The 24,573-nt window shown below is 36.2% G+C and carries 14 protein-coding genes; 6 read left to right on the forward strand and 8 right to left on the reverse strand.

Annotation, left to right across the window (positions count from 1 at the left end; translation table 11 throughout):
- The first annotated feature begins 8 nt into the window (after positions 1-8).
- The 6 genes from BGC7_RS00840 to BGC7_RS00865 all read left to right on the forward strand — a co-directional run bounded on the left by BGC7_RS00840 (position 9) and on the right by BGC7_RS00865 (position 12,319).
- A complete protein-coding gene (locus BGC7_RS00840; RefSeq protein WP_050699655.1) occupies positions 9-1,544 on the forward strand; it encodes a BACON domain-containing protein in 1,536 nt (511 codons plus the stop codon).
- Between the two features lie 115 nt (positions 1,545-1,659).
- Entirely contained in the window at positions 1,660-3,942 is a 2,283-nt protein-coding gene (locus tag BGC7_RS00845) for a GH92 family glycosyl hydrolase (protein WP_369799066.1), read from the forward strand.
- Positions 3,943-4,008: 66 nt separating this feature from the next.
- Positions 4,009-5,442: a glycoside hydrolase family 125 protein gene (locus BGC7_RS00850; RefSeq protein ID WP_050699656.1), complete on the forward strand. Its 1,434-nt coding sequence runs from the start codon at positions 4,009-4,011 to the stop codon at positions 5,440-5,442.
- Between the two features lie 12 nt (positions 5,443-5,454).
- Positions 5,455-7,767 carry a GH92 family glycosyl hydrolase gene (locus tag BGC7_RS00855; protein WP_050699657.1) on the forward strand — a complete coding sequence of 771 codons (2,313 nt, stop codon included), beginning with the start codon at positions 5,455-5,457 and terminating at the stop codon, positions 7,765-7,767.
- Positions 7,768-8,085: 318 nt separating this feature from the next.
- Complete coding sequence (locus tag BGC7_RS00860) at positions 8,086-10,722, forward strand: glycosyltransferase (RefSeq protein WP_185112927.1); 2,637 nt, start codon at positions 8,086-8,088, stop codon at positions 10,720-10,722.
- Positions 10,709-12,319, forward strand: coding sequence for a glycoside hydrolase family 13 protein (locus BGC7_RS00865; RefSeq protein ID WP_050699659.1), 1,611 nt, complete (start codon positions 10,709-10,711; stop codon positions 12,317-12,319). The genes BGC7_RS00860 and BGC7_RS00865 overlap by 14 nt, the downstream gene beginning before the upstream one ends.
- Before the next feature lie 40 nt (positions 12,320-12,359).
- Here the strand turns inward: BGC7_RS00865 and BGC7_RS00870 are convergent, their stop codons facing one another.
- From BGC7_RS00870 to gap, 8 genes are all read right to left on the reverse strand, one after another.
- Positions 12,360-12,938 (reverse strand): PepSY-associated TM helix domain-containing protein, encoded by a 579-nt coding sequence (locus tag BGC7_RS00870; protein ID WP_050699766.1) that lies wholly within the window; start codon positions 12,936-12,938, stop codon positions 12,360-12,362.
- 1 nt (position 12,939) lies between these two features.
- Entirely contained in the window at positions 12,940-13,458 is a 519-nt protein-coding gene (locus BGC7_RS00875; protein WP_050699660.1) for a hypothetical protein, read from the reverse strand.
- A 19-nt stretch (positions 13,459-13,477) separates the two neighbouring features.
- Positions 13,478-14,416: a PorV/PorQ family protein gene (locus BGC7_RS00880; RefSeq protein ID WP_050699661.1), complete on the reverse strand. Its 939-nt coding sequence runs from the start codon at positions 14,414-14,416 to the stop codon at positions 13,478-13,480.
- A 13-nt stretch (positions 14,417-14,429) separates the two neighbouring features.
- Positions 14,430-17,231, reverse strand: coding sequence for a S8 family serine peptidase (locus BGC7_RS00885; protein WP_185112928.1), 2,802 nt, complete (start codon positions 17,229-17,231; stop codon positions 14,430-14,432).
- Positions 17,232-17,264: 33 nt separating this feature from the next.
- Entirely contained in the window at positions 17,265-18,956 is a 1,692-nt protein-coding gene (locus tag BGC7_RS00890) for a DUF6850 family outer membrane beta-barrel protein (protein WP_050699663.1), read from the reverse strand.
- On the reverse strand, positions 18,953-21,724 hold the full coding sequence (locus tag BGC7_RS00895) for a TonB-dependent receptor (RefSeq protein ID WP_087880025.1): 2,772 nt from the start codon (positions 21,722-21,724) through the stop codon (positions 18,953-18,955). The genes BGC7_RS00890 and BGC7_RS00895 overlap by 4 nt, the downstream gene beginning before the upstream one ends.
- A gap of 76 nt (positions 21,725-21,800) precedes the next feature.
- Positions 21,801-22,979, reverse strand: coding sequence for a DUF4876 domain-containing protein (locus tag BGC7_RS00900; protein WP_050699664.1), 1,179 nt, complete (start codon positions 22,977-22,979; stop codon positions 21,801-21,803).
- Positions 22,980-23,345: 366 nt separating this feature from the next.
- On the reverse strand, positions 23,346-24,356 hold the full coding sequence (gene gap / locus BGC7_RS00905; RefSeq protein WP_050699665.1) for a type I glyceraldehyde-3-phosphate dehydrogenase: 1,011 nt from the start codon (positions 24,354-24,356) through the stop codon (positions 23,346-23,348).
- Positions 24,357-24,573: the final 217 nt, after the last annotated feature.

Below are 24,573 nucleotides of genomic sequence, written 5' to 3' on the forward strand. Positions count from 1 at the left end.
ATTATTGTATGAAAAAGTTATTAATTATATTAATATCGTTAGCAGCGTTTCTTATAAGCTGTAGTGACGATAATGATAATACAGGCAGCTTTGAAAACCAAAATCTCTCTCTGAGTGCTGAAGCTATTATTTTAGATGTGCAGGGTAACGTCTCAGAAGGAGCTCAAAATACTATTACTGTAACATCTACGGCCGACTGGAAACTAACCGGAGATGTTTCTTGGTGCACTCCTTCTGTTACTAAAGGCAATACAGGAACAACAGTGACTTTTACTGCTGAAAAAAATAATACAGGAGAATACAGAGAAGTGAACTTATTTTTCATTTGTGGCGATGCTGCTAAGAAATTTACAGTGAAACAGTTTCCTGAAGGAGTAGTTGAGTTCATAAACTTGAGTGATACTTATACGATGAGTAACATTGGGGGACGGATGACTGTAAAGGTAAATACTAATCTTGATGTTTTTAATACTGAAATATCAGAGGATTGGGTATCGATACGTGCAGAGAAAGATAATTCGGAAACGAAATGGGTACAGTTTGTTTTTGATGCGAACAAAACGTTCTATGATAGACCTGTGACTATTACGATGTTTAAAGGAACTGATTTTGAGAAATCTTTTGTTGTAACTCAGACTAAATTTACTGGAGTTATAATAACAGGAACATCTGACTATGAATTTGGTGTAGAAGGAGGAAAAGTAACTGTAACAGCAAGTGCAAACGTCAATTTTAGTACTTCTATAACGACAGCTAATGCTGCATGGATAAGTGCTGTAGAGACATCTTCATCGGGTACTGATGTTATAACAAAAACTTTTGAAATTACTTGTGCAGCCGGAGCTTGGACTCGTAATGGGATTGTAACGCTGTCTCCTATATCAGGAACATCTGCTGTGATAAATATATCTCAAGTAGATCCGAATCCCGAATTATTTAGTGTTCCAGACAAAGTCTTTGCCGATCGTCTGGTTTCTCTCGGATACATTGTTGCTAAAGATAGTAAGTATTATATGACTTATTTGGGTTATACTGCGACATCTTTGTCATTTGGCTCTAGTTCTTATTCAGCAATGGAGTCTGTGGAAGGAATTGAACGCTTTGTTAACTTAACATCTCTGTCTTTGCAATATGTGAATGTAAGGAAACTGGATCTGAGTAAAAATACTAAAATTACGACCCTGACAAGCAATTATTTGCCTCTGGAAGAACTCATCTTAGGAGATCTTTCTCTGACATCTCGTTCTATAACTTATTTGTATAATTATTACAATAATACAAATAGAGCTAAGTCGTTTACAGCGTCGAGTAGTAAATTAACAAGCCTTTCATTAGCTCATACTTCAACTGCATCTTATGATGAAGTGGAATGGATTGATGTTACTAGATGTCCTGCACTAACATCTCTTAATTGCAATCGTAACAGTGGCAACTTGAAGTTCATTTATGTGACTGCTGCACAGAAAGCTGCGTATGATGGTGGTACCCTTGCTATTACAACGAATGCTAATTTTGATAAGACAACAGGAATTGTTGTAAAATAATATAAATTACTTATTCAATACCCCTGCATATTTGCAGGGGTATTCTTTAAACACATAATACTCCTTTTCTATCAAGAATAAGGATGGGTTGTAAAAGTCTATTTATTAGATTAATATGTCAATTTATAATGATGAAATGAAACCAGATTATATTTATGTTTTAAGGAAATCTTTAGGCTATCTATTTTTTGGTATGGTTATGCTTGTCTCTTCTTGTAAGGGAATGAATAGTCATCCTGAAGAATCCGATTTTGCACAATATGTAGACCAACGTATTGGAACAGGTGGGCATGGACATGTTTTTATGGGAGCAAATGTTCCTTTTGGACTTGTACAGTTAGGGCCAACCAGTATTCCGCAAACTTGGGATTGGACTTCGGGATACCATATTTCTGATACTACTGTGATAGGTTTTAGTCATTTACACCTTAGTGGTACGGGAATTGGTGATTTAAGTGATATTGTCCTGATGCCCACAACAGGGGCTGTTAATCACAATCGAGGAACAAATGATAGTTATGATACAGGAATGTGGTCTTATTTCAGCCGAGTAAATGAGCATTTTGCTCCTGGCTATTATGCTACATTTTTAGACCGTTATAAGGTCGGTGTGGAACTGACAACTACAAAAAGAGTTGGTTTTCATAAGTATTCTTTTCCGGAAAATGCTGATGATGCCCGTGTAGTTATTGATTTGGAAAATGGTACATGTTGGGATGCTCCTATAGAAGGTAACCTGCATGTGTTAGATAATCGTACTATTGCCGGATATCGTTACTCGAAAGGCTGGGCTAAAGATCAGCGAATATATTTTGTTGCCGAGTTCTCTCATCCATTCGAAAAATTCCAGATATACGATAAAAATACTCCTAAAGAAGGTTCTGTTTATACTTCACAGCAGGTATACGGAGAGGCTTGTTTTGGATCATCCATTGGCTCAGCACCTGTTTATATTAAAGTAGCTTTGTCTCCGGTCAGTATCGAAAATGCAAAACAGAATATAAAGGCAGAACTCCCAGACTGGGATTTTGAGTTAACTAAGAAAAATGCATATAGCGCATGGAATGAAGAGTTGTCTAAAATAAAGATAAAAACGGAAGATGAAAGCGTAAAAAGGATTTTTTACACAGCGCTCTATCATACAATGATAGCACCATCAGTTTTCTGTGATGTCAATGGTGACTACAGGGGTGCAGATGGAAATTATCATAGAAATGAAGGCTTTACTAATTATACAACTTTTTCACTATGGGACACTTATCGTGCTGCACATCCACTGATGACTATAATTCATCCCGAAAAGGTGAATGACATAATAAATACTATGCTGCATATCTATAAGCAGCAAGGGAAACTACCTGTTTGGCATCTGATGGGATGTGAAACAGACTGTATGGTAGGCAATCCTGCTATACCGGTTGTGGCTGATGCCATATTAAAGGGCTTTAATGGTTTCGATTCAGAATTAGCATACGAAGCAATGAAAGCTTCTGCTATGCTCGATGAACGAGGATTAGATCTGTATAAGAAATATGGTTATATCCCTTTCGATAAATATAATGAGTCTGTGGCCACATGTCTCGAATATGCTTTGGCTGACTGGTCCTTAGCTCAAGTTGCTCAACGAAACGGGAAAAAGATAGACTACCAATATTTCAATGATAGGAGCAGAGCTTATAAATACTATTTTGATACAGAAACATCTTTTTTAAGGGGACTTTCCTCTGATGGGAAATGGCGTACACCTTTCGATGCCTTTCGTTCTACACATCGAGAAGATGACTATACAGAAGGTAATGCCTGGCAATATACATGGTTGGTACCACACGATATTGAAGGCTTAATGGGACTTTTTGGTTCGCAGGAGAATTTTCATAATAAACTCGATTCTCTTTTTACTGTTGAGGGGAATTTAGGTAAGGAGGCTTCTCCTGATATCAGTGGTCTAATAGGTCAGTATGCACACGGGAATGAACCCAGCCATCATGTACTTTACCTGTATACTATGACAGGCCGGCCGGGAAAAACTGCTGATCTTGTAAGACAGGTACTTTCAACCCTTTATCATGATAAACCAGATGGATTGTCAGGAAATGAAGATGTAGGACAAATGTCGGCATGGTATGTTTTGTCTGCGTTAGGACTATATCAAGTAGAACCGGCCGGTGGTCGTTACTTCTTTGGATCGCCTATAATTGACGAAGCAATAATAAATGTAGGTAATGGCAAATCATTAACTATAAAAGTTGTCAATAATTCTAAAGAAAATAAGTATATTCAGAGAATAAAATTGAATAACAATCTATATAAGCAGGCTTATATAAATTTTACAGACTTATCTGCTGGTGGAATTCTCGAATTAGAGATGGGAGCCAATCCTACAGTATGGTTTGAATAATATTTATTATAAGTATAGTTTTTTATAGGAATCGCTAATTGTACATTCTTGCTAAGACATTATAACATGAGATTTAAATTATATATCATATCCTTCTCTCTCCTCATTTTACAGGGAACATTGAGTGTAAATGGCCAAATGGCGACAAGTTATGTATCTCAACGTAAACCTGTCGGAGAGCGGTTATTCTCCTCACAAGCTATTGAGAACGAAATAAATCGTATATCTGGGTTATTGAACAATCCTAAACTGAAGTGGATGTTTACTAACTGTTTTCCTAATACGCTTGAAACTACAGTGCATTATCGTATCAAAGACGGAAAACCCGATACTTTTGTTTACACAGGAGATATTCATGCAATGTGGCTGCGTGATTCAGGAGCTCAGGTATGGCCTTACGTTCAATTTGCAAATCAAGATCCTGAACTGAAACAAATGTTAGCAGGCGTTATAAATCGTCAGTTTATCTGCCTGACAATAGACCCTTATGCCAATGCCTTTAATGATGGATATATTGAAAATAGTCGCTGGAACAGTGATGTAACTAATGAAGAAGCAAATCCGTTAGTTTATGAGCGTAAATGGGAGATAGATTCACATTGTTATCCTATTCGCTTAGCTTATGAATATTGGAAGACGACAGGAGACACAAATGTATTTGACAATAATTGGATAAAAGCTATTCAGAATGTTTTGAAGACAATGCGGGAGCAGCAGCGTAAGGAAAATCCCGGAGAATATTTCTTCTTGCGGATAACAGATCGTCAACTTGATACTAAGAATAATCGAGGTTGGGGGAATCCTGTTAGGCCGGTTGGGCTGATTGCTTCTTCGTTCAGACCTTCAGATGATGCTACTACTTACGAATTCCTTATTCCATCCAATTTTATGGCTGTGACTTCATTGAGAAAAGCGTCAGAAGTTCTTACATCCGTCAATGGAGACTATAAACTTGCCCAACAATGTTCTGCTTTGGCAGAAGAGGTGGAAACAGCTCTCAAAAAATATGCGACATACAAACATCCTGAGTATGGTACTATATATGCATATGAAGTTGATGGCTTTGGTAATTATTATTTGATGGATGATCCGAATGTGCCTAGTTTACTTGCGATGCCTTATCTCGGAGATATAGATGTTAACGATCCTATCTATCAAAATACACGTCGTTTTGTACTCAGTCAAGAAAACCCCTATTTCTTTAAAGGACTAGCAGGAGAAGGTATTGGAAGCCCTCATATTGGCAGATATGATATGATATGGCCTATGAGTATTATGATGCGAGCCTTTACTTCACAAAGTGATGAGGAAATTAAAGATTGTATAAAACTTATATTGAATACTGATGCAGGCAAAGGCTTTATACATGAGTCTTTTAATAAAGATAATCCTGATGACTTTACAAGAGAGTGGTTTGCCTGGCAAAATACACTTTTCGGGGAACTTATAATAAAGCTGGTCAATGAAGGAAAACTTGATATCTTAAATTCTATATCTTAAAATGCTGATATTATGAGAAAAATATACTTATCTCTTTTGTTGATTGTTTTTATCTCTTTTATAAATCTGTCTTGTAGTACAGATTCTACAAAAGTAAAACAAGATGAAACTCGTCCATCAGATTATGTGAGTACGCTCGTAGGTACACTTTCTACATTTTCTCTATCTACAGGCAATACTTATCCGGCTACAGCAGTGCCTTGGGGAATGAATTTCTGGACTCCTCAAACAGGTAAAATGGGTGATGGATGGGTATATAATTATGCTGAAAGTGAGATACGAGGATTGAAACAAACGCATCAGCCGAGTCCTTGGATAAACGATTATGGACAGTTTGCTATAATGCCTGTCAATGGACGAAATAAAATAGATCAAGATAGCCGTAAAAGTAAATTTTCTCATAAGTCCGAGATAGCTAAGCCCTATTACTACAGTGTATATTTAGGTAGTCATAATATAATGGCAGAAGTAGCTCCTACGGAACGGGCTGCTATTATGAGATTTACTTTTCCAGAAAGTAATGAAAGTGCAGTTGTTATAGATGCTTTCGATAAAGGTTCTTACATAAAGATTATTCCTGATAAAAACACGATAGAAGGTTATACTACAAGAAACAGCGGAGGTGTTCCAGACAATTTCTGTAATTGGTTTGTCATAGAATTTGATACTCCTTTTACTGTTGCCAATGTATGGAAAGATGGAGGAGATATTGTCACAGAATCTACTGAGTATAAAGGTAATCATGCCGGAGCAATAATTGGTTTTGATACAAAGCGAGGCCAACAAGTTAATGTTCGTATAGCATCTTCATTCATAAGTACGGAGCAAGCATATACTAATCTGAAAGAAGTAAGCGGACACAAATTTGATGAAGTAAAGGATATTGCTCAGCAACGATGGGATGATGTTTTAGGGCGTATAAAGGTTGAAGGGGGTACTGATGAACAATATCGTACATTCTACTCTTGTTTATACCGAAGTCTTTTATTTCCACGCAAGTTTTATGAAATAACGGAAGCAGGTGAAGTTCTGCATTATAGTCCTTATAATGGAAAAGTCCTTCCGGGATATATGTATACCGATACAGGCTTTTGGGATACATTTCGTAGTCTTTTTCCTTTGCTTAACCTTGTTTACCCTTCTGTCAATCAGGAAATACAACAAGGTTTGGAAAATGTTGCTAAAGAGAGTGGTTTTTTACCCGAATGGGCTAGCCCCGGACACAGGGATTGTATGATAGGAAATAACTCAGCTTCTGTGGTCGCTGATGCTGCGATTAAAGGAGTCACAGGACAAGACCTTAAGGTATTGTATGATGCTCTTCTACATGGAACAGAGAATGTATATCCGAGTGTTAGTTCGACAGGCAGATTGGGACATGAATATTATAATACTTTAGGTTATGTGCCATATGATGTTAATATTAATGAAAATGCTGCTCGTACGCTAGAATATGCTTATAACGATTGGTGCATTCTTCAATTAGCCAAAAAGTTAGGAAGGCCACAGGAAGAATTAGATAAATGGGCTTCACGAGCATTAAATTACAGAAATGTATTCGATCCTACAACAAACCTGATGCGAGGACGCAACAAAGATGGAAGTTTTCAAGAGCCGTTTAGTCCTTATAAATGGGGTGACGCATTTACCGAAGGTAATAGCTGGCATTATACATGGAGTGTTTTCCATGATGTACAAGGTTTGATAAATCTTATGGGAGGTGAAGACCGGTTTACCCAAATGCTGGACTCTATTTTTATTGTTCCACCTATATTCGATGATAGTTATTATGGATATCAGATACATGAAATAACCGAAATGATGATAATGAATATGGGTAATTATGCGCATGGTAACCAGCCTATTCAGCATATGATATACCTTTACGATTGGGCAAGGCAACCTTGGAAAACACAATATTGGGCACGCGAAGTTATGGATAGGCTATATACTGCTGCACCGGATGGATATTGTGGGGATGAAGACAATGGTCAGACATCTGCCTGGTATGTGTTTTCTGCTCTTGGGTTTTATCCTGTTTGCCCTGGAACGAATCAATACGCCCTTGGTTCCCCTTTGTTTGAGAATGTTACTATCACTTTAGAGAACGGTAAACAAATAGGTATAACGGCAAACAATAACAGTAAATCGAATAGATATATAAGAACTATGAGTGTAAATGGTAAACCATATTTAAAAAACTTTATCACTCATGAAGATTTAATGGATGGAGCCAATATAAATTATCAAATGTCGAAAAATCCTGAGAAGGAAAGGGGCGTTCAGGTTGAAGATAAACCTTATTCTTTATCAATGCCACAATAGCTAATTATATAGTTTTGATAAGATTGAAAAAGTTTCTGTTTTCGTTGTAATTTATATTAGGACAGAATATTACATATTATAAGAGTTTCAAGAGGGTTTAGTGATTTATAAATTACTAAATCCTCTTTGTCTGTATTGAAGATAAATTTAATACTTGGAATGAGTAACACCTGAATAGCAGATAATTCTGCTGCTACTCTTCTGAATTCAAAGCTATATTCCCCTTTGTTGTATTTAATATAAATGCAACAACCGCTTAACTGTATTGTAATTGATTGATAATACTTTTGATAAGGATGAAAAAAAGTATTTATGAATATGAAATTTCAAGAAAATTTAAAGAATGAATTGGATAAATTTTTATCAATTCAGGAGAATAGATTCCCCAAGGAAGATATACTTAAGATAGACCTTCATTGCCACGATTATAATAGCGATGTTCCGGATGAACTGATAGGACGTATTTTGCGTGTCCCTGAAACATGGCTTTCGAGTGAACGTCTACTACAAGAATTGGAGAAAAACGGATGTGACGCTTTAACTATAACAAATCACAATAATGCACGTTCGTGCTATATATTACAAGACAAAGGGGTTGATGTGCTCACTGCTGCAGAATTTAGTTGCTGGGTACCGGACTTTGAAATAGGAATACATGTTTTAACTTATGGTTTTACTCCCGATCAGGAAGTACAACTAAACAAATTGAGGAAAAATGTTTACCTCTTTTTGCAATATACTCGCATACATAATATTCCCACAGTTTGGGCACACCCCCTTTACCATTATTCTGTAAAGAAAATGCCCCCAAAAGATTTCTTTGATAAGATGATGTTGATATTCGAACGATTTGAAACACTCAACGGACAGAGAGATACATGGCAGAATATGTTAGTGAAAGAATGGATAGATCAAGTAGATGAAGAACAAGTTGCAAAATATTCGAAAGAATTTGGGATAGATCCCTCAATATATTGCGTCGATCCATATAAAAAGAGTTTGACTGGAGGTTCTGATAGTCATATGGGGATATTTGCAGGGATGACAGGGTCTTATCTCTATGTGCCTGATCTCAAGAGCAGGATGCAAACCGTATCTAAATCGGAACTGGTACTAGAAGCCTTGCGCAATGGTAATATTGCTCCCTTCGGTGCACATCAGAATACTGAGAAACTGACTATTGCATTTCTCAATTATGTTTGTCAAATAGCCCTCAATTATAAAGATCCAGGGCTTATACGCATGCTTTTGCATAAAGGAGATATGTCGGATAAGGTCGTTTCATTCATGGCTTCCAATATGTTTAGTGAGGTGCAAAAACATAAAGTGACAATGTCTTTCATCAGGTTATTCTATAATTGTATGATGGGAGAGAAGCCCTCTTTTTTCAAAAAACTGCTCCTTCCATCACATTATAAACCAATATTCGAAGAGGCTGTGAAAATAGCAGAAATAGGGAAAGGGACAACTGATAAAGATGTGGTAGACGGATATTATAACTCGATACTGACTATCAATAACCAATTGAATGATTTGTTGGCTAATCGCTTAGATAAGAAGATAACTAATTTGCATCTAGATGATAAAATTGGAGAGAAATCGTTAGACTCTATTATCGAGAGCTTAGAACTTCCGATAAGCATTCGTTCATATATAGATAAGAGTAATAATAACTCTTCTATCGATATTTCTAAATTTTTGGATGGTCTCTCATTCCCGTTTTTTGCTTCAGTATTTATTCTAGCTGCACACTTTACCAGCGCAAAGACAATGTTTCATACTCGTCCTTTTTTACGACGATTTTCTGAACAATTGAAGAAATTTGAACAGCCTAAAAGAATCCTTTGGCTAACTGATACATTCGGAGATAAGAATGGAGTGTCTATGTTTCTGCACGAAATGCATGAGCAAATAAAAATAAAAGGACTTTCTATAGATATTCTTACATGTAGTAACGAAGTTGTGCCTGACGATAATCTGATTGTATTAAAGCCTATTGGAGAATTTACAACACCTATCTATAAAGATCAAAAAATTAATATCCCCAATTTTGTAGAATTACATAATCTCTTTCTTAAGGGAGAATATGATCGTATCATATGTTCTACTGAAGGTATTATGGGGATGTGCGGACTGTATCTGAAACATGCCTATACCGTAGAGGCTAATTTTTATATGCATACAGACTGGCTAATGTTTGCCCGTAAGGCATTGGGAATAACAGGGCATAATCTGGACAGGGTACGTCGTATGCTTCGCTTCTTTTACAGATCATTTGACAGGGTATTGGTACTCAACTCAGATCAGAAGAAGTGGCTTACCGGATCGGATATGAATCTTGAGGATCAGAAAGTCTTTCAGACTGCTCATTGGAGCAATAGTTGCTTTACTGTTCAGCCATCGGATAAGTCTTCTTTGTTCGGGGTAGAGACTAATACGCCAATCTTGCTCTATGTGGGAAGAATAAGCAAGGAGAAAGGAGTCTTAGAACTTGCTCCAATTTATAAACGGGTCAAAGAAGTACATAAAGATGTACGAATTGTAATAGTAGGAAAGGGGCCGGCATTGCAACAGTTGCAACAGGATATTCCTGATGGAATATTCATCGATTGGGTTCATCAGTCTAAGCTACCGGCCATATACTCTTCTGCCGATGTCCTTTTATTACCTTCCAAATTTGATACTTTCTGCAATGTTGTACTAGAATCGTTGAGTTGTGGGTTACCTGTGATAGCATATAATAAGAAAGGGCCTAAAGATATTATTGTGGATAATGAATGTGGTTATCTGGTAAATTCAATATCTGAAATGACGGAGAAAACAATAGAGTATTTGTCTTCGGATCTTAATGAAACGTTTAGATCAGCTGCAACAAAACGAGCAAAAGATTATGATGCCGATACTATAATAAAAGAGTTGTTACAATCTGTTGGTGCAGGAGATGAGCAGCAATAATACTGAGCAAACTTATTGGTGGAAATATGGAGTTGTGTATCATATATATCCCCAAAGTTTTATGGATTCGGATGAGGATGGGTTTGGTGATCTGAAAGGAATAATTCAAAAGTTAGATTATCTGGTGTCCTTGGGTATTGATGCAGTATGGTTATCCCCCATATATCCATCGCCGATGGTAGATTCTGGATATGATATAACAGACTACAAAAATATTAATCCTCTCTATGGAAATATAGATGATTTCATGCAGCTATTAGCACAGGCCCACTCTAGAGGGCTAAAAGTTATAATGGACTTAGTGCTTAACCATACGTCGGATCAGCATCCATGGTTCTTAGAATCCCGAAGTTCAAAAAATAATCCTAAACGAGGTTGGTATATATGGGAACCACCAAAACTGGGAAAAAAGCCCAATAATTGGATGACTAACTTTGGACAAAGTGCATGGACATACGATTCTTTCACCAATGAATATTATTATCATTCGTTCTTTAAAGAACAACCCGACCTGAATTGGCGAAATTCCGAGTTGAGGTCAGAGATGTACGATGTTATACGCTTTTGGCTCGAATTAGGTGTTGATGGGTTTCGTCTCGATGTTATAAACTTGATTTTTAAAGATAAGCATTTGAGGAAGAACCCGATTGGTTTTCTCCTTAGTAAGAAGAAAGTATATAACCGAAATCGTCCATCAGTATGTGAGGTGCTTACTGAGTTTCGCAGTATACTTGATGAATATCCTCATAAAACAAGTGTAGGGGAAATATATAGCCCTCCTCCGGGTGATCCTGACCTGACAGCTAGATTTCAGGGAAACGGTTCAGATATGCTTCATATGGCTTTTGATTTCTCTGCCTTTTTCTCGAGATGGAGTGCAAAAGCATATTATGAAATGATAAAAAATTATTATCAGGCTCTACCTAAAGATGGTTGGCCTTGTTTTGTTTTCTCCAATCACGACTTGGGGCGTAGTACTAACAGATGGATGTTTAGTTTCTATAAAATAGAGAAAGCTAAAGTACGAGCTATGCTTCTTCTTACACTAAAGGGGACTCCTTTTATTTACTACGGGGATGAGATAGGAATGGAGAATGTAAATATTTCTAGAAGTCAGATTCATGATATGTATGGGAAATTATTTTATCCTTTTTATAAAGGGCGTGATGCTTATCGCACACCAATGCAATGGAATAGTCAGATAAATGCTGGTTTTAGTAAAACACGACCATGGTTGCCCGTGCATAAAAATTATAAAACCATCAATGTAGAAAATGAAGAGGGTAGGAGAGATTCTATACTGTCTTTGTATAGAGGATTGATACAGTTAAGAAAAAAATATACCATATTGCAATATGGAGATTTTGAATTCATAGATTCTGGCAATCCTAAAGTGTTGTCATATCGGCGATATTTTGAGAATAAATCTATTGTTGTAATATTGAATTTTAGTAATAACTCTGAAAAAGTAGAAATATCCGGCTTAAGAGATTATTCATATTTATATTCAATATCTGACCTCGACAATTGTGATGACACACTTTCTGATATATTAGTGCTTAAAGCTTTCGAGGGTTTTATTTTATCTTCAAAATAGCAAAGTTTTGATAGTAGCTTTCTTTAGGAAACGAATAGAACTAGAGTAAGAATAAAAGGAATAGTATTGGAATAAGTATTCCTATTCCAAATTCGATACCTCCACGTCCCCAGAAACCTTTTGGCCCTTTTAACATAATTATTCCTGTAACAGTTATTATAAGCAACGATATGGCAAATATATCAGAGAACCATGTCCACCAGCGATTGGGGTTCATATGTAGTCGATTGAAAGTATTCAGTATAGGACGTTTCTGTAGTTTTTCATAAATAGCATTCCCTGTATTCATATTCACATCGAGAGAAGAGCCGCCTTTGAGGAAGACTTTCATTTTTTGTTCTTCGTAGTAGTAATGCTTGGCATAAGCATTTTGTTCGTCAATTTGTTTTAGTAAACTATTAACTGCCTGTTCATTTATGTTTGGAGCCATCGGGAACTTACCGGATAAGGTAAGTTCCTGACGAGAAATGCTGTAACTGGGATTGAAATCGCGTTTGTGATTCAGTGCAATACCGGATATCGCATATATAACAATTATACCGGAAAAGAAGAACGAAAGATCGCGATGGATAGTTCTACTCCATTTACGGATTTTAGCTCCAATTTTTTTCACTTCTATATTATTTTTTGTCAGTAGTATATTCGGATACTTCGAGAGTAAACTGGCTCCAATAGTTACGTCCGTGTTTTTCTCTGTTCTCACGCATAGCGTCATATATCTGAGATATTTGCTGTTTCAGTTGCGCAACTGCGGCTGGATTACCATTAGGCCCTTTCAGGCTTTCGTCAAGTTTTGTTTCCCAATCTACAAGAAAAAGACTGTCTACTCTTTTTTCGTGCAATATGCCTTTTACCGTTAGATTATTGAATTTTAGTTCAGAATTGAATGCCGAAAGCTGTTTGTTTGCAATAGCCTGTATAGCTTTTGTCGAATCACTGCCTTGCAATACAATCCAATCTCCTCCCTGGCACATATCGGCACAGAAACCGGATACAGAAAGAGTATCGCCTACTATATCGTAAGCTGCTTCGGTGAGTTCATCTACAGTATATACTTTTTCTGTTGTTTCAGAAGTGTTTTGTTTACAAGAATAGAAGGCAATAAATAGAGTTGCCAATAGTACATTAAATACTTTCATAATTATAATATTAATAGATTTATATTCCTACTTTTAATCCTAACATATACATATTTTCCAAATCTTTACGAAGAGCTATCTTCGATCCGAAGCTAAAATCAAATATTTTGTATTTAACCCCGAATCCGGCAGAGAAGAAATCGTCATTGTCGCCGGAATGGGCTCCTATACGAAGAGAGTACTTTTTGAAGAATGAATAATCGAATCCAATGCTAATAAAAGAGGTTGATTTATTGTCTGCTACCGGAAGAAAAACTCCCCCGTCTAAAAAAGTTTCTATTGTCTGATTACTTGCTGTTGGAATCATAATGGATCCTCCTAATCTTACATTTGGTGACAAGAAATCAGTTTTGCTTTTATAAGAATATTTTCCAAGATTACCGGCTGAGATACCTACCGAATAAGTTACATCTTTGTTGAAGAGATTACCGTTGCCATTATAATAAGAACCAAGATCTACCCGATAAGCCCAAATAGAAGCTACAGTTTTTTCTTTTACATAGCCTACTGTCGAATAGAAAGAAAAAGCTTCGTTAAGTTTGTATGCATAGCCCAGATCGATAGTATATGAGTAAAAACTGATTTTGCCAAGTGTGCTGTTTTCTTCCATGTCGTTATTGAGCCAATTGTCGAAAGAGCCCATCGACAAGTAGCGCCCTCCCACAAAAAAAGCGCTTTTACCATTTCGGTATGCTGTAGTCAATGTATGTAATAGATATGTATTTTCACTTTCGGAAGGAATGATTCCTAGCGAATAATCTACTGCTTTAGAGGTTGAATAAAAGAGTGCTGTCGGATTATTGTATATAAATGCATTGTCTATATTTCCCATCTTAGAGTTTCCCAAACTCAAAGATTTAGGAGAAGAGGGTGACTCTGTCACAGGTAGTATTCTACTTTGGGCTTCTGCCTTAAAGAAAGCTACTATAGCAAATAATAGTAATATATAAATTCTCATTTCTTTTCTTTATTTATTCTTTTACAAAAGATTCTTTATATGTTTTGCCGTTGTTTATTATGCTTAGTTCGTATTTTCCGGGGAAAAGAGAACCCACATTCACGAGTAAAGTGCGTTTCTGAGAATCAATACTATTAGTGTTGTATGTTTTCTCTAATGCCAGTTTGCCCATAATGTTTCGTATTCTTAATTGGATATCTCCATTAATAATATCTCCCAGCTTCACATACACGGTTTGTGATACAGATGTCGGATATAAACTATAGATACCTTCGTTTTGATATATAAATATTGGTAAAGTCAATTCTGATTTTTGGTTATGCTTGTCTGTAACAGAAAAAGACAGCTCCGTTTCTCCAATTTTCTTAGGGGTAATAGTCAGTTGATCGTTGAGGAGAGATACTCTGGCATTCTCATTCTTTAAAACACCAAGAGAGAATATTAACGAACTCTTGTCTTCATCTTCGATGAGATTTCTTAAAGAAATTGTTTTAGGACTGTCGATATGTACATTGATAGAACTGATACTATTTACGAGTCTCGGAGGGTTATCATTTTCTATTTTTACATTTAATTTTGCAGATGAAGAAGCTCCGTATTCATCATTAACAGTCAACTGAATAGTATGGGTTCCGGAAGCAAACTTATTAGCGAAAATTCGGATTCTAATGGTGTTCCCTGATTGTTCGGTAAAGAGTTGTTCTTTATAAGTTATGTTATAAGTCCATGCATGATTTTCTTTATCGTTTATTTCGAAAATAATCTCTTGTACATCGTTTCCAGCCAAGACAATGGTATTATTCAGGTCGACACTGGACGATATTGCTGGAGGGGTATTTGTAAGAGTCGATATTCCTCCTTGGTATATTACCAGATTTGAAGAATTTCCATTTCTGGAGAAGGCCTGAATTGCAAAATAATATGTTTTTCCACTTTTTAAGCTCTTTAGGCTTCTTTTCAATATATCATTCGGACTTGTGAAACTTGCAGTCACTTCAATTTGACTAACATCTGTATTTAGATAATTAGAGCTTGTTATTTCTTTATCAGAAAAGTATAAAATATAGCTTTGTATAGAACCATCATTACTCTCTGATGTAGATTTCCATGCTAATGATATTGAGCTGTAACTCCGTTCAGTCTGATCCGGAATAAAGGCCGGGTTGGCAGGTACAATATTATTATCGTAGTCGGATAGAGCAATTTGAGCGTCTATATAGCCTCTACCCAATTTATTGTGGTATTTTTCAGTATTATAATTATTTGGATTTATCTTTTTTACTCCGGTAAGGAGTCTTTGTCTTAACTCGCTTACAGTAAAATTATCTCCTCCATATTTTGATACAATTAATGCTGCTATTCCCGATACATGAGGACAAGCCATGGATGTTCCTTGCATATATCCATATCTGCTTTGCCCATTTTTGGAAACGATAGTGCTATAAATTCCGGAAGTCATTTCTCCTCCTTCGTAAGGATATTTTTGTCCTATTTTTTGGGTTCCTCCCGGAGCAGCTATATCAACCCAGTCACCATAGTTTGTATACCATGTTGCTGAAAAATCGGGAGCATAAGCTGCAACAGAAACAACATCTGCTTCGGCAGCAGGATATGCCTTAAATTCTGTATAATCATTAGATGCTGCAAAAACTACTAAGCCTCCTTTCATCTGTGAGTTTGTACTTCCTCCAGCATGTTTCGTAAAATAAGCAATGGCTTCTTTTACTACTTGCGGCGTAGATATACCAATATCATATCCCCACGAATTTTGGCTTATTACAGCGCCATTATTTGCCCCGTAGACAATCGCTGCTGCGGTTTGGTTGGTTGTTGTAGATATATTGCTGGACGAATCTGGATCGTTAGGATCATAGTTAGGATTTGTCATAAACATTTGGCAACTCATAAGCCTTACTCCCGAATTTGCAGAACCATCCCCCCCTGCTATACCGCAAATACCTTTTCCATTATTATTTTTAGCAGCAATAACTCCTGCTACGTGTGTTCCGTGATCGTGAGGTTCGATTATTCCTGTTCCATTTACAAAGTTGTACCCGTATACATCGTCTATAAAACCATTATTGTCATCGTCTATTCCGTTACCGGGGATCTCTCCTTTATTTATCCACAAATTGTCTATCAGATCTTCGTGGTAAATATCTATTCCTCCGTCAACAACTGCTACTATAACATTGGGATTGCCACTTTCTTCAGCCCACGCTGGTAATATATTAATATCTGCTCCTGTTATAGAGCTAATTATAACTTCACTGCCTATCTGATAATTACCTACTTTTCCTTCATTATACATATTCCATTGTCTGGAAAAGCCCGGATCGTTGAAGGAGATTTGAGATAAACTTTTAGTAGAAGGATTTTGAACCGCAGAAACTGTATAGTCTCCAATTACGGGATGATATACCGGCTCTACAAAATCGAAAATGCTGGCAGACACTGAAGATTTTACATTCGTTTTAGATTCGTTATACCATACTGTATACCACGCATTAAGACCTTCAGATATCTGTAGATCTTCTGATTTTCCCGCATATGGAAATATTCTTTGCATCTTATATGCTCCGATAGAATTTAAGTATTCGTCTAGTTGAGGATTGCCCGTAGGGATTGCCAATTCGCCAGCCTTATTATCAATTGTTTTTATAATTTGGCTTTGTAGCTTGACAGACTGCATACCCGGAATAGAACTAGGTTCTTCTGTCGTGGTTGTATCTTGATTTCCAATATCGGAAAAATTATCATCCTGACATGAAACTAACAATAGACCAAGGATGATATATAGAAAATATTTTCTCATAATGTATGTTATATAAGAGTGGTTCATACTTTTTTAAAATATATAAAAGAGGTTCAGATTTAGCCTTAAAGATTCTCTATCCGGCTCTGCGAACTGAGATAAAGAAGTGATATAAGGGGCTTTTGTGCGTTGCCCGTACAAAAAGGATATTCTGCTACCAATTTTATTTTTTTGATTCACTGAATGAGAGTAGGTGATCTCTGATGAAAATGTATTATTATCTTCTCCTCTGATAAGGTATGGGATATACGCCTGCTGAATAATTGTTTCTTTATCTACAGCAGGTAAGTCGAATACATTGTCTATGGCTCGTTTAGCAGAAAATCCTAGATTTATTTCGAGACTGTTTTTGTTGAAGATGCTATTATAGCCTATTCCTATGGATGGTGTAATAGATTGATTACAGATTCTTCTGTGGGGAGAAATATACTTTTCTTCATAATAGTCGTAATTTATTCTCCCTAGGAAATGTAGAGAACGAATAGGCGAAAGATTATAAATAGCCTTAAACTGTGCAGAATTGGAATATGAGTTTTGACTGTACAGTTTATTTGATCCTACTTTCACGTAATCTTTTAGAGATGAATTATTCTCGGATGAACTTACTTTTTCATAAACATGCTCTGTTCCTTTTCTGATGTTATTATTACCTGTTAGCAACAAAAAGAAAAGGAAGTCTTTGTGTCTTTTAGAGAGAATAAGGTTGGGACTGAAGTGATGAGTCGTAGAGGAAAATAGGTTTTTGTATGCTCTACTTGTCAATGAACTTGTCCCCATGAGATCCTCAGTGTTCATACTCCTATAATTATATACAAAGTTGAATGTGTAATTTATAGAATTATCATTCGTAGAGAGCCGTTTGTAAGTAATGTCTGCACCTATTCCGTTAATAGTCATGAGTTTCTTATAGGCATTGTCTATTGTACTTTCTTTTCGGTTCCATTCGCCGAATCCATAATAAAGAAAATAGCTAGCAGCCTTTTGTGTATAATTATTAGCATCTATATTTTGTCGGTTCAGCTCCGGATATATTTTGACCGAGTAAAGATTGTTTTTTATTATTTTAGCTATTCCAAAATCCAACCTTAACCACGAGTTGTACACAGATAAGCGTGGATCGGTTACTTTTGACGATGAAATACCTGTATAGGTACCTCCCAAACCGTAGTAATATCCTTTATGTTTGAAACTGAAACCTCCACTTATCTCATACTTCTCATTGTTTATATCTCCTACACCAAGAGTGTCTCCAACCAGATATGGGTAATAATCCGAAGGGTTAGTCGCATAATTGGAATAGATATTTTTTTTACGTCCCGAAGAAAAAGAGGCTGAGCCGTAAAGAGTACCCAGACCGTCAATTATCTTTTCGCCTCCGGCTAGTACTGAGCCTTCGAATTGTTTGTTACCATCATAAAAGACATAGTCTCCATTTGTTTTGTCGAACGATGCTGAACCCAAAAGGATTGCTGATGGTCTCATTCGCTTTATCTGATAACTATTTAGTGTACTGTCGGCGTTATTATAATATAAGTCGATAAATGCCGGATTTCGTCTGAGGATATATATATAATTATTTTCTATATCGAATATTTGTGAAGATACATCTTCGTAAGTCGATACCTTTTTTTCAAACTTGTTCAACTGATAACTGAGGTCGCTTTGTGACTTACACAACAGTGATACAAACAATAAAACCAGAACAATATAATTTTTCTTATTCATAGATTAATGATTAGTTCTGTACCAAAAAATGGAGAATGCCAGTCTCTCTCGGTTCTTTGAAAATTAGTTTTATATGTAGGACTGATTTCTAGTATATTGTTGGCAAAAAAAGAAAGTTTAACCGAGCGATTAAATTCTTTAGTCAGCTTCAGGTTTATCAACATCGAAACAGGTCGTTTATTTTTTTCATATCTAGCATCGTTAAAAACTCTTTTCATTGCTCTTAACTGAGAGTCGTTGTCCACTTCTTGTGGAGTAATATTTATAATGTTTCCATTCAAATCCATGTATTTACTTGGATAAGGATCTACATCGCGTCCTAACTGTGAAGACTCGAACCAAACCAACTGAATAAAATTTGTAAATATCAATTTCAGTTTAGGCAGGTGGGTATTTATCCATACATTTGTATTGAAGCGATCTGAGTATGTTTTTTCGTAACCATCATATATCCCAATATAAGGGTAAAATCCGTTAGCATCTATTCCCCTTGGACGTTCCATCCCTGGTACTCCACTTGTATATAGTGTTTTGTAATAGGCCCCGTTTATTTCAATGTCTGATTTTATAATATCTATCTTAGGTATGCTAATCCGGTATTCAAGACCTTTTTTTATAATCTTGGCACTGTTGACAAGGTTGCTACTGATTATATAATCAGATATTTGTTTAGATTCGAAATCATCTATGTTTGGTTTTTCGGTAATAGGAGGGTTTTTCGGTTTTTCACCATCATACTTTGTATAAGATATGGCTGTATATCCCGGATAATATTCTATGCCTCCTTTCATTTTCTCTCTGAATAATGTAAGTGAAAATATATATTTGTCATATTTTATATCCCAGCCCAGTTCTATTTTCTTGTTTTGATTCTCCCTTATGCCCGAATTGGATGGATCATGTACCGTTGAATAAACGTAGGCTGTTCTTAATTCAGATGTATTGCTGTAATAATTTAATGCGACAAAATCTTTATACACTTTATCCGGATATAAAAAATCTAATGACGGAAGCTTATTTTCAATACCAAATCCGAACCGGATGGTGTTAGAAAGCATGCGCTCTTCCTTTATTTTATTCCGCAGAGTGTAGGAAAACTGTATTCTGGGTTCAAGCAATAGTAATCCATTCAAGGCATAATCCTTAGGCAGGTTTAGCACCTGTGTACCTCTTAGCCCGATAGATGTATTTAGCTCGTTTTTCCCTTTTTGGTAGCGAAGCTTTGTTTCTATGTAAGATGCACTGTTTACAAGAGCAGGTATGTCTGAGTTTGCACGAGGTCTGGTATAAGCATCTGAAGGGAATGGTGGTCTGAAAAGATCAACAACTACTCCTCGTCCGTGATTTTTGACATGGCTCAACGAAGTTCCTGCCAGTACCGAATAATTCAAATTTTCAACAATTAGGCCTTGCTTTGTTCCGCTTATTGAGCTGAAAATATTCAGAGGTTTATTTTCTATCTTATAACTTGTTCTGTACAAATCGGGCAGATATATGGCTTCATTTATTCCTTCTTGTGTTGCTGTTGATGAGATTGTAACTGTAGTAAGCGAAACCTTTTTGTCGTGATTCAGAATATCCTTTGAATAGTCGGCAGATATAAGCACTTCCAATTCGTCGATTATCGGGTAGTCAAGCGATGCTATTATTTTGGAAGATGCAGTATATCTTTTATATGTTGTCTTATAGTGCTCTGTATTTTCTTCGGTCAATTCATCCTTCTTTGTATTACTAAAAGACGAGACAAGGCTACCTCTTAGGTTAAAGTCTATTTTCTTTCCAAATAGATAAAACAAATTATTGTAGTTTGCCTGAGCTGTAATTCTGTTATATGCGTCTTTCGTACTTCTGAGGTCGCTGGCCGACTTTGTTATATCTATTCCTGTATGTAAGGTTCCCAGTTTTTCGGATAAGAAGAATCCTTTTCCCACATAAGCTAATTTATTCAATGGGTCTATTTTTGCTCTGATTCTGAGAGGTGTTTTCCCTTTTTTAGATGATACCTTAATAGAACCACTGCTCAGATTACCCTCTTTTGCTGAAGCTATACCTTTCGTTACAGTTACACTCTCGATATGGTCTGTTGATATTGTTCGCAGATCGACACCTGTATTCAGAGAAGAAACTTTGCCATACGGGTCAGTAGACGATTGACCGGTATATCCTCCCATTTGCATACGTATTCCGTCGTTTTGCATAGGCATTCCATCTACAGATACTCCCATGCCAAAGGATGTGCTTTGGTCGCTGCCTGCTTGTCGGGACGATGTAAGCGAACGATTTTGGATATTGTTGCTGCCGATTGTACCACCCGGTAATAGAAGGAAGATATCTTTTATGGATGTCGGTTGAATGTATTCTAGCGCCTCTTGCCCTATTTTTGCATCGCTTCCCATATTCTCTGAATATTTAGCTGTAACAGAAAACTCTTCCAACTCGATGCTCAGTGGCATTAAAAGAATCTCAATTTGGGATGGATTCTTTTTTATAGTAATATTTTGGGTTGCATACCCTAAGCTACTGAATCTTATTCTCAAATTATCTCTGTATGTTGCAGAAAAAGAAAAGAATCCGTCAGCATCGGTTATTGTTCCTTTCTCTATATCGGGCATATATATATTTGCAAAAGGAATGGGCATCTTGGTAGAATTATCTAATATCCGTCCTTTAATCTGGTATGTAGAACCACCGTTCTGTGCTATAATACCGAAGGCGCAAAATGCAGAAAAAAAGAATACAAGGAATAATCGCCGGATTGTTATATCCATATTGTATATTCAGCAAGATAGGAGATACACTGAACAAAGCAATGTATCTCCTTTTACTTATTTATTTTGTGAGGAATTATTTTTTAGGGTAGCTTTTTTGACCTCCGATATTTAGAATGAAGTCCTTAGCACTGTCATTAGTGTCTTGTACGATATTATTACCTTTGTCGTCTATTATTGGTGTTCTTTGAACAAACTGTTCGTTGAATCCTCCATAGAATGCATCATTTATACGGATAGAACTTCTGTCTACAATAAGAGGGAGTACTTTTCCATAAAACTCGTCAGCGCATCCTGTTTCTACTGCATCAATAATATATTTAGTCGGTAGTTTTACGAAATCTTGATTCATTATTCCCATCGATGCCGGATTTGGTAGGTTCACTTTATTATTTTCAAGGAATGTTGCAGCATCTTCTTCAAGTCGGAACAAGATCATAGGTGCAGCACCTGAATATTGCCAATGGAACGCCTGAAATACAGAGTAGTTTACTATCACGTTAGGAACATCCGGATTGTCTGCGGTCATCCCTCCTTCTACATAAATTTCAAGATCGGCTCCTGAAAGGTCCAGACTCTTTGGCTTGCTTCCGCTTTCGTTATGGTTGATAGCAGAGAAAGCTATAACAAGGCTTTTGTTTGGCTCTATTTTATATGTTCTTCCATCTCCGGGGATTGTATAAAACTGGCTGATAATTACATTGTCGGGCAGATATTTAGACATGTCGTCTCCTATTTCCAATGCATTATAATCACCTGCCACTCCAAATGAAAGTCCATCGGCATATAATGCTCTGTCGCTGATATTACGTATTGTGAAATATTGTTCGTAGTAGGTATAATTCCAACTACCGTTCTTGGCACCATTGAAATATAATTCGTCGAGGACAAATGTTTTTTCCAAAGTGTTCATTAGAGGCTCTACCTTTATCGATAGTGTAGCTTGAGATCCACTTAGAGTATAGTTTTCTACACTTGCATACATAATGCTGGCTCCATCGATTAGATCCTCTACTGTAATTTCGTATGTACCCATAGGCAGTTCAAAAACAGAAGTTCCACTTGCATTAGATTTTCCAGTAGATTTTGTTCCGGTTCTAGACTCTGTAATAGATATTTGAAATATAGAGTAATCTTTGATTGTTTCGTCACTTGTTATTTTAATCGTTAACTGACTCAAAACTTCATTATTATCATCACTGCTACAAGATACCAGTAACAATGCAAATAATAGGATGTGAATTGCTTTCTTCATTTTTAAATAATATTTATGAAAATTAGTTGTCGTAATTTTATGCAAAGGAAAAAGTTTATAGGCGGGGGCACAATACCTAAAAATAATGATTTTGGAGGCCATCTTTTGTTAAGTCTCCCAATAAATAATTAATTTGAACCATTATATTTGTTTGATACTTTTTATAGATGAAGGAAAAAAGGCTATATTTTGTATATAGTCAAAAATGATGAAAGCCGTCTATAATTAGAAGAGTTTTGTAAAAGAATATAAGCAGAGAATATAGTGTTTTTTATAGTGTTACGTCTCTGTTTATCAGTTTTGTATAAAATAAATCAGACTATATTAAGAATATAGCCTGATTATTAATTTCGATAAGTTTATCTTTTATCCGTTTACTTTTTTCATTCCTGCAATGGAATCCAGTACTTTACATGAGAATCCCCATTCATTATCGTACCATGCAACTACCTTAACGAAGGTAGGGCTTAGCATAATTCCGGCTTTTTCATCGAAAATGGCTGTATTAGGATTGCCTATCATGTCAGAAGAAACCACTTCATCTGCTGTGTATGCCAAATATCCTTTCAGTGGGCCTTCCGAAGCCTCTTTCATTGCTTTACATATATCATCATAAGTAGTCGGTTTTACTAAACGTGCTGTTAGATCCACTACAGATACATCGAGAGTTGGAACTCGAAAAGACATACCCGTAAGTTTACCATTAAGTTCGGGTATTACCTTTCCTACAGCTTTTGCTGCGCCTGTTGAAGATGGAATAATATTTCCTGATGCAGCACGGCCTCCACGCCAATCTTTCATAGATGGACCATCTACTGTTTTTTGTGTAGCTGTGGTAGAGTGTATAGTACTCATCAGGGCTTCTTCTATTCCAAATTTGTCGTTTAATACTTTGGCTATTAGAGCCAGGCAGTTGGTGGTACACGATGCATTAGATACAAACTGAGTTCCTTTTATATACTTATCGTCATTGACACCTGGAACAAACATTGGAGTATCGTCTTTAGAAGGGCCTGACATTACTACATATTTTGCTCCTGCGGCAATGTGACCTTGTGCTTTTTCTTTAGTCAGAAAAAGACCTGTAGATTCTACAACATATTCAGCCTCTATAGCACTCCATTTCAGGTTTGCAGGATCTTTTTCAGCTGTAACACGTACCGCATTCCCATTCACAATCAGTTTGTCGTCTTTAATCTCAATGCTTCCGTCAAATTGTCCGTGAATGCTATCATACTTTAGCATGTAAGCTATGTATTCAATATCTATAAGGTCATTTATTCCTACTATTTGTATGTCGTTTCTACTTTGAGCAGCCCGAAATACTAAACGTCCGATACGTCCAAAACCGTTGATGCCTACTTTAATTACTTTCATAATGAATTGGTTTTTAGTGAATAAATTATTCTGTTATCTTTTGTATCACAAAGATACATTATAATATTGTTGTCTGAAATGACAAAAAGTATGTAATTTCTGCCAATCGTATTGTACTCTGATAAATAATATTTACTTTTAAATAACAAAGACTGAGTATCGATCTTTTTAACTAAAAGGTGACAAAAGTGACATATTTTACTTACTTTTTACATAT

This window comes from Dysgonomonas sp. BGC7 (assembly GCF_001261735.1).
Taxonomy (GTDB): Bacteria; Bacteroidota; Bacteroidia; order Bacteroidales; family Dysgonomonadaceae; genus Dysgonomonas.

Excerpts from the sequence above, each read along its gene's own strand:
- BGC7_RS00840 (WP_050699655.1), top strand. The coding sequence starts at position 9 with ATGAAAAAGTTATTAATTATATTAATATCGTTAGCAGCGTTTCTTATA.
- BGC7_RS00845 (WP_369799066.1), top strand. The coding sequence starts at position 1,660 with ATGTCAATTTATAATGATGAAATGAAACCAGATTATATTTATGTTTTA.
- BGC7_RS00850 (WP_050699656.1), top strand. The coding sequence starts at position 4,009 with ATGAGATTTAAATTATATATCATATCCTTCTCTCTCCTCATTTTACAG.
- BGC7_RS00855 (WP_050699657.1), top strand. The coding sequence starts at position 5,455 with ATGAGAAAAATATACTTATCTCTTTTGTTGATTGTTTTTATCTCTTTT.
- BGC7_RS00860 (WP_185112927.1), top strand. The coding sequence starts at position 8,086 with ATGAAATTTCAAGAAAATTTAAAGAATGAATTGGATAAATTTTTATCA.
- BGC7_RS00865 (WP_050699659.1), top strand. The coding sequence starts at position 10,709 with ATGAGCAGCAATAATACTGAGCAAACTTATTGGTGGAAATATGGAGTT.
- BGC7_RS00875 (WP_050699660.1), bottom strand. The coding sequence starts at position 13,458 with ATGAAAGTATTTAATGTACTATTGGCAACTCTATTTATTGCCTTCTAT.
- BGC7_RS00880 (WP_050699661.1), bottom strand. The coding sequence starts at position 14,416 with ATGAGAATTTATATATTACTATTATTTGCTATAGTAGCTTTCTTTAAG.
- BGC7_RS00885 (WP_185112928.1), bottom strand. The coding sequence starts at position 17,231 with ATGAGAAAATATTTTCTATATATCATCCTTGGTCTATTGTTAGTTTCA.
- BGC7_RS00890 (WP_050699663.1), bottom strand. The coding sequence starts at position 18,956 with ATGAATAAGAAAAATTATATTGTTCTGGTTTTATTGTTTGTATCACTG.
- BGC7_RS00895 (WP_087880025.1), bottom strand. The coding sequence starts at position 21,724 with ATGGATATAACAATCCGGCGATTATTCCTTGTATTCTTTTTTTCTGCA.
- BGC7_RS00900 (WP_050699664.1), bottom strand. The coding sequence starts at position 22,979 with ATGAAGAAAGCAATTCACATCCTATTATTTGCATTGTTACTGGTATCT.
- gap (WP_050699665.1), bottom strand. The coding sequence starts at position 24,356 with ATGAAAGTAATTAAAGTAGGCATCAACGGTTTTGGACGTATCGGACGT.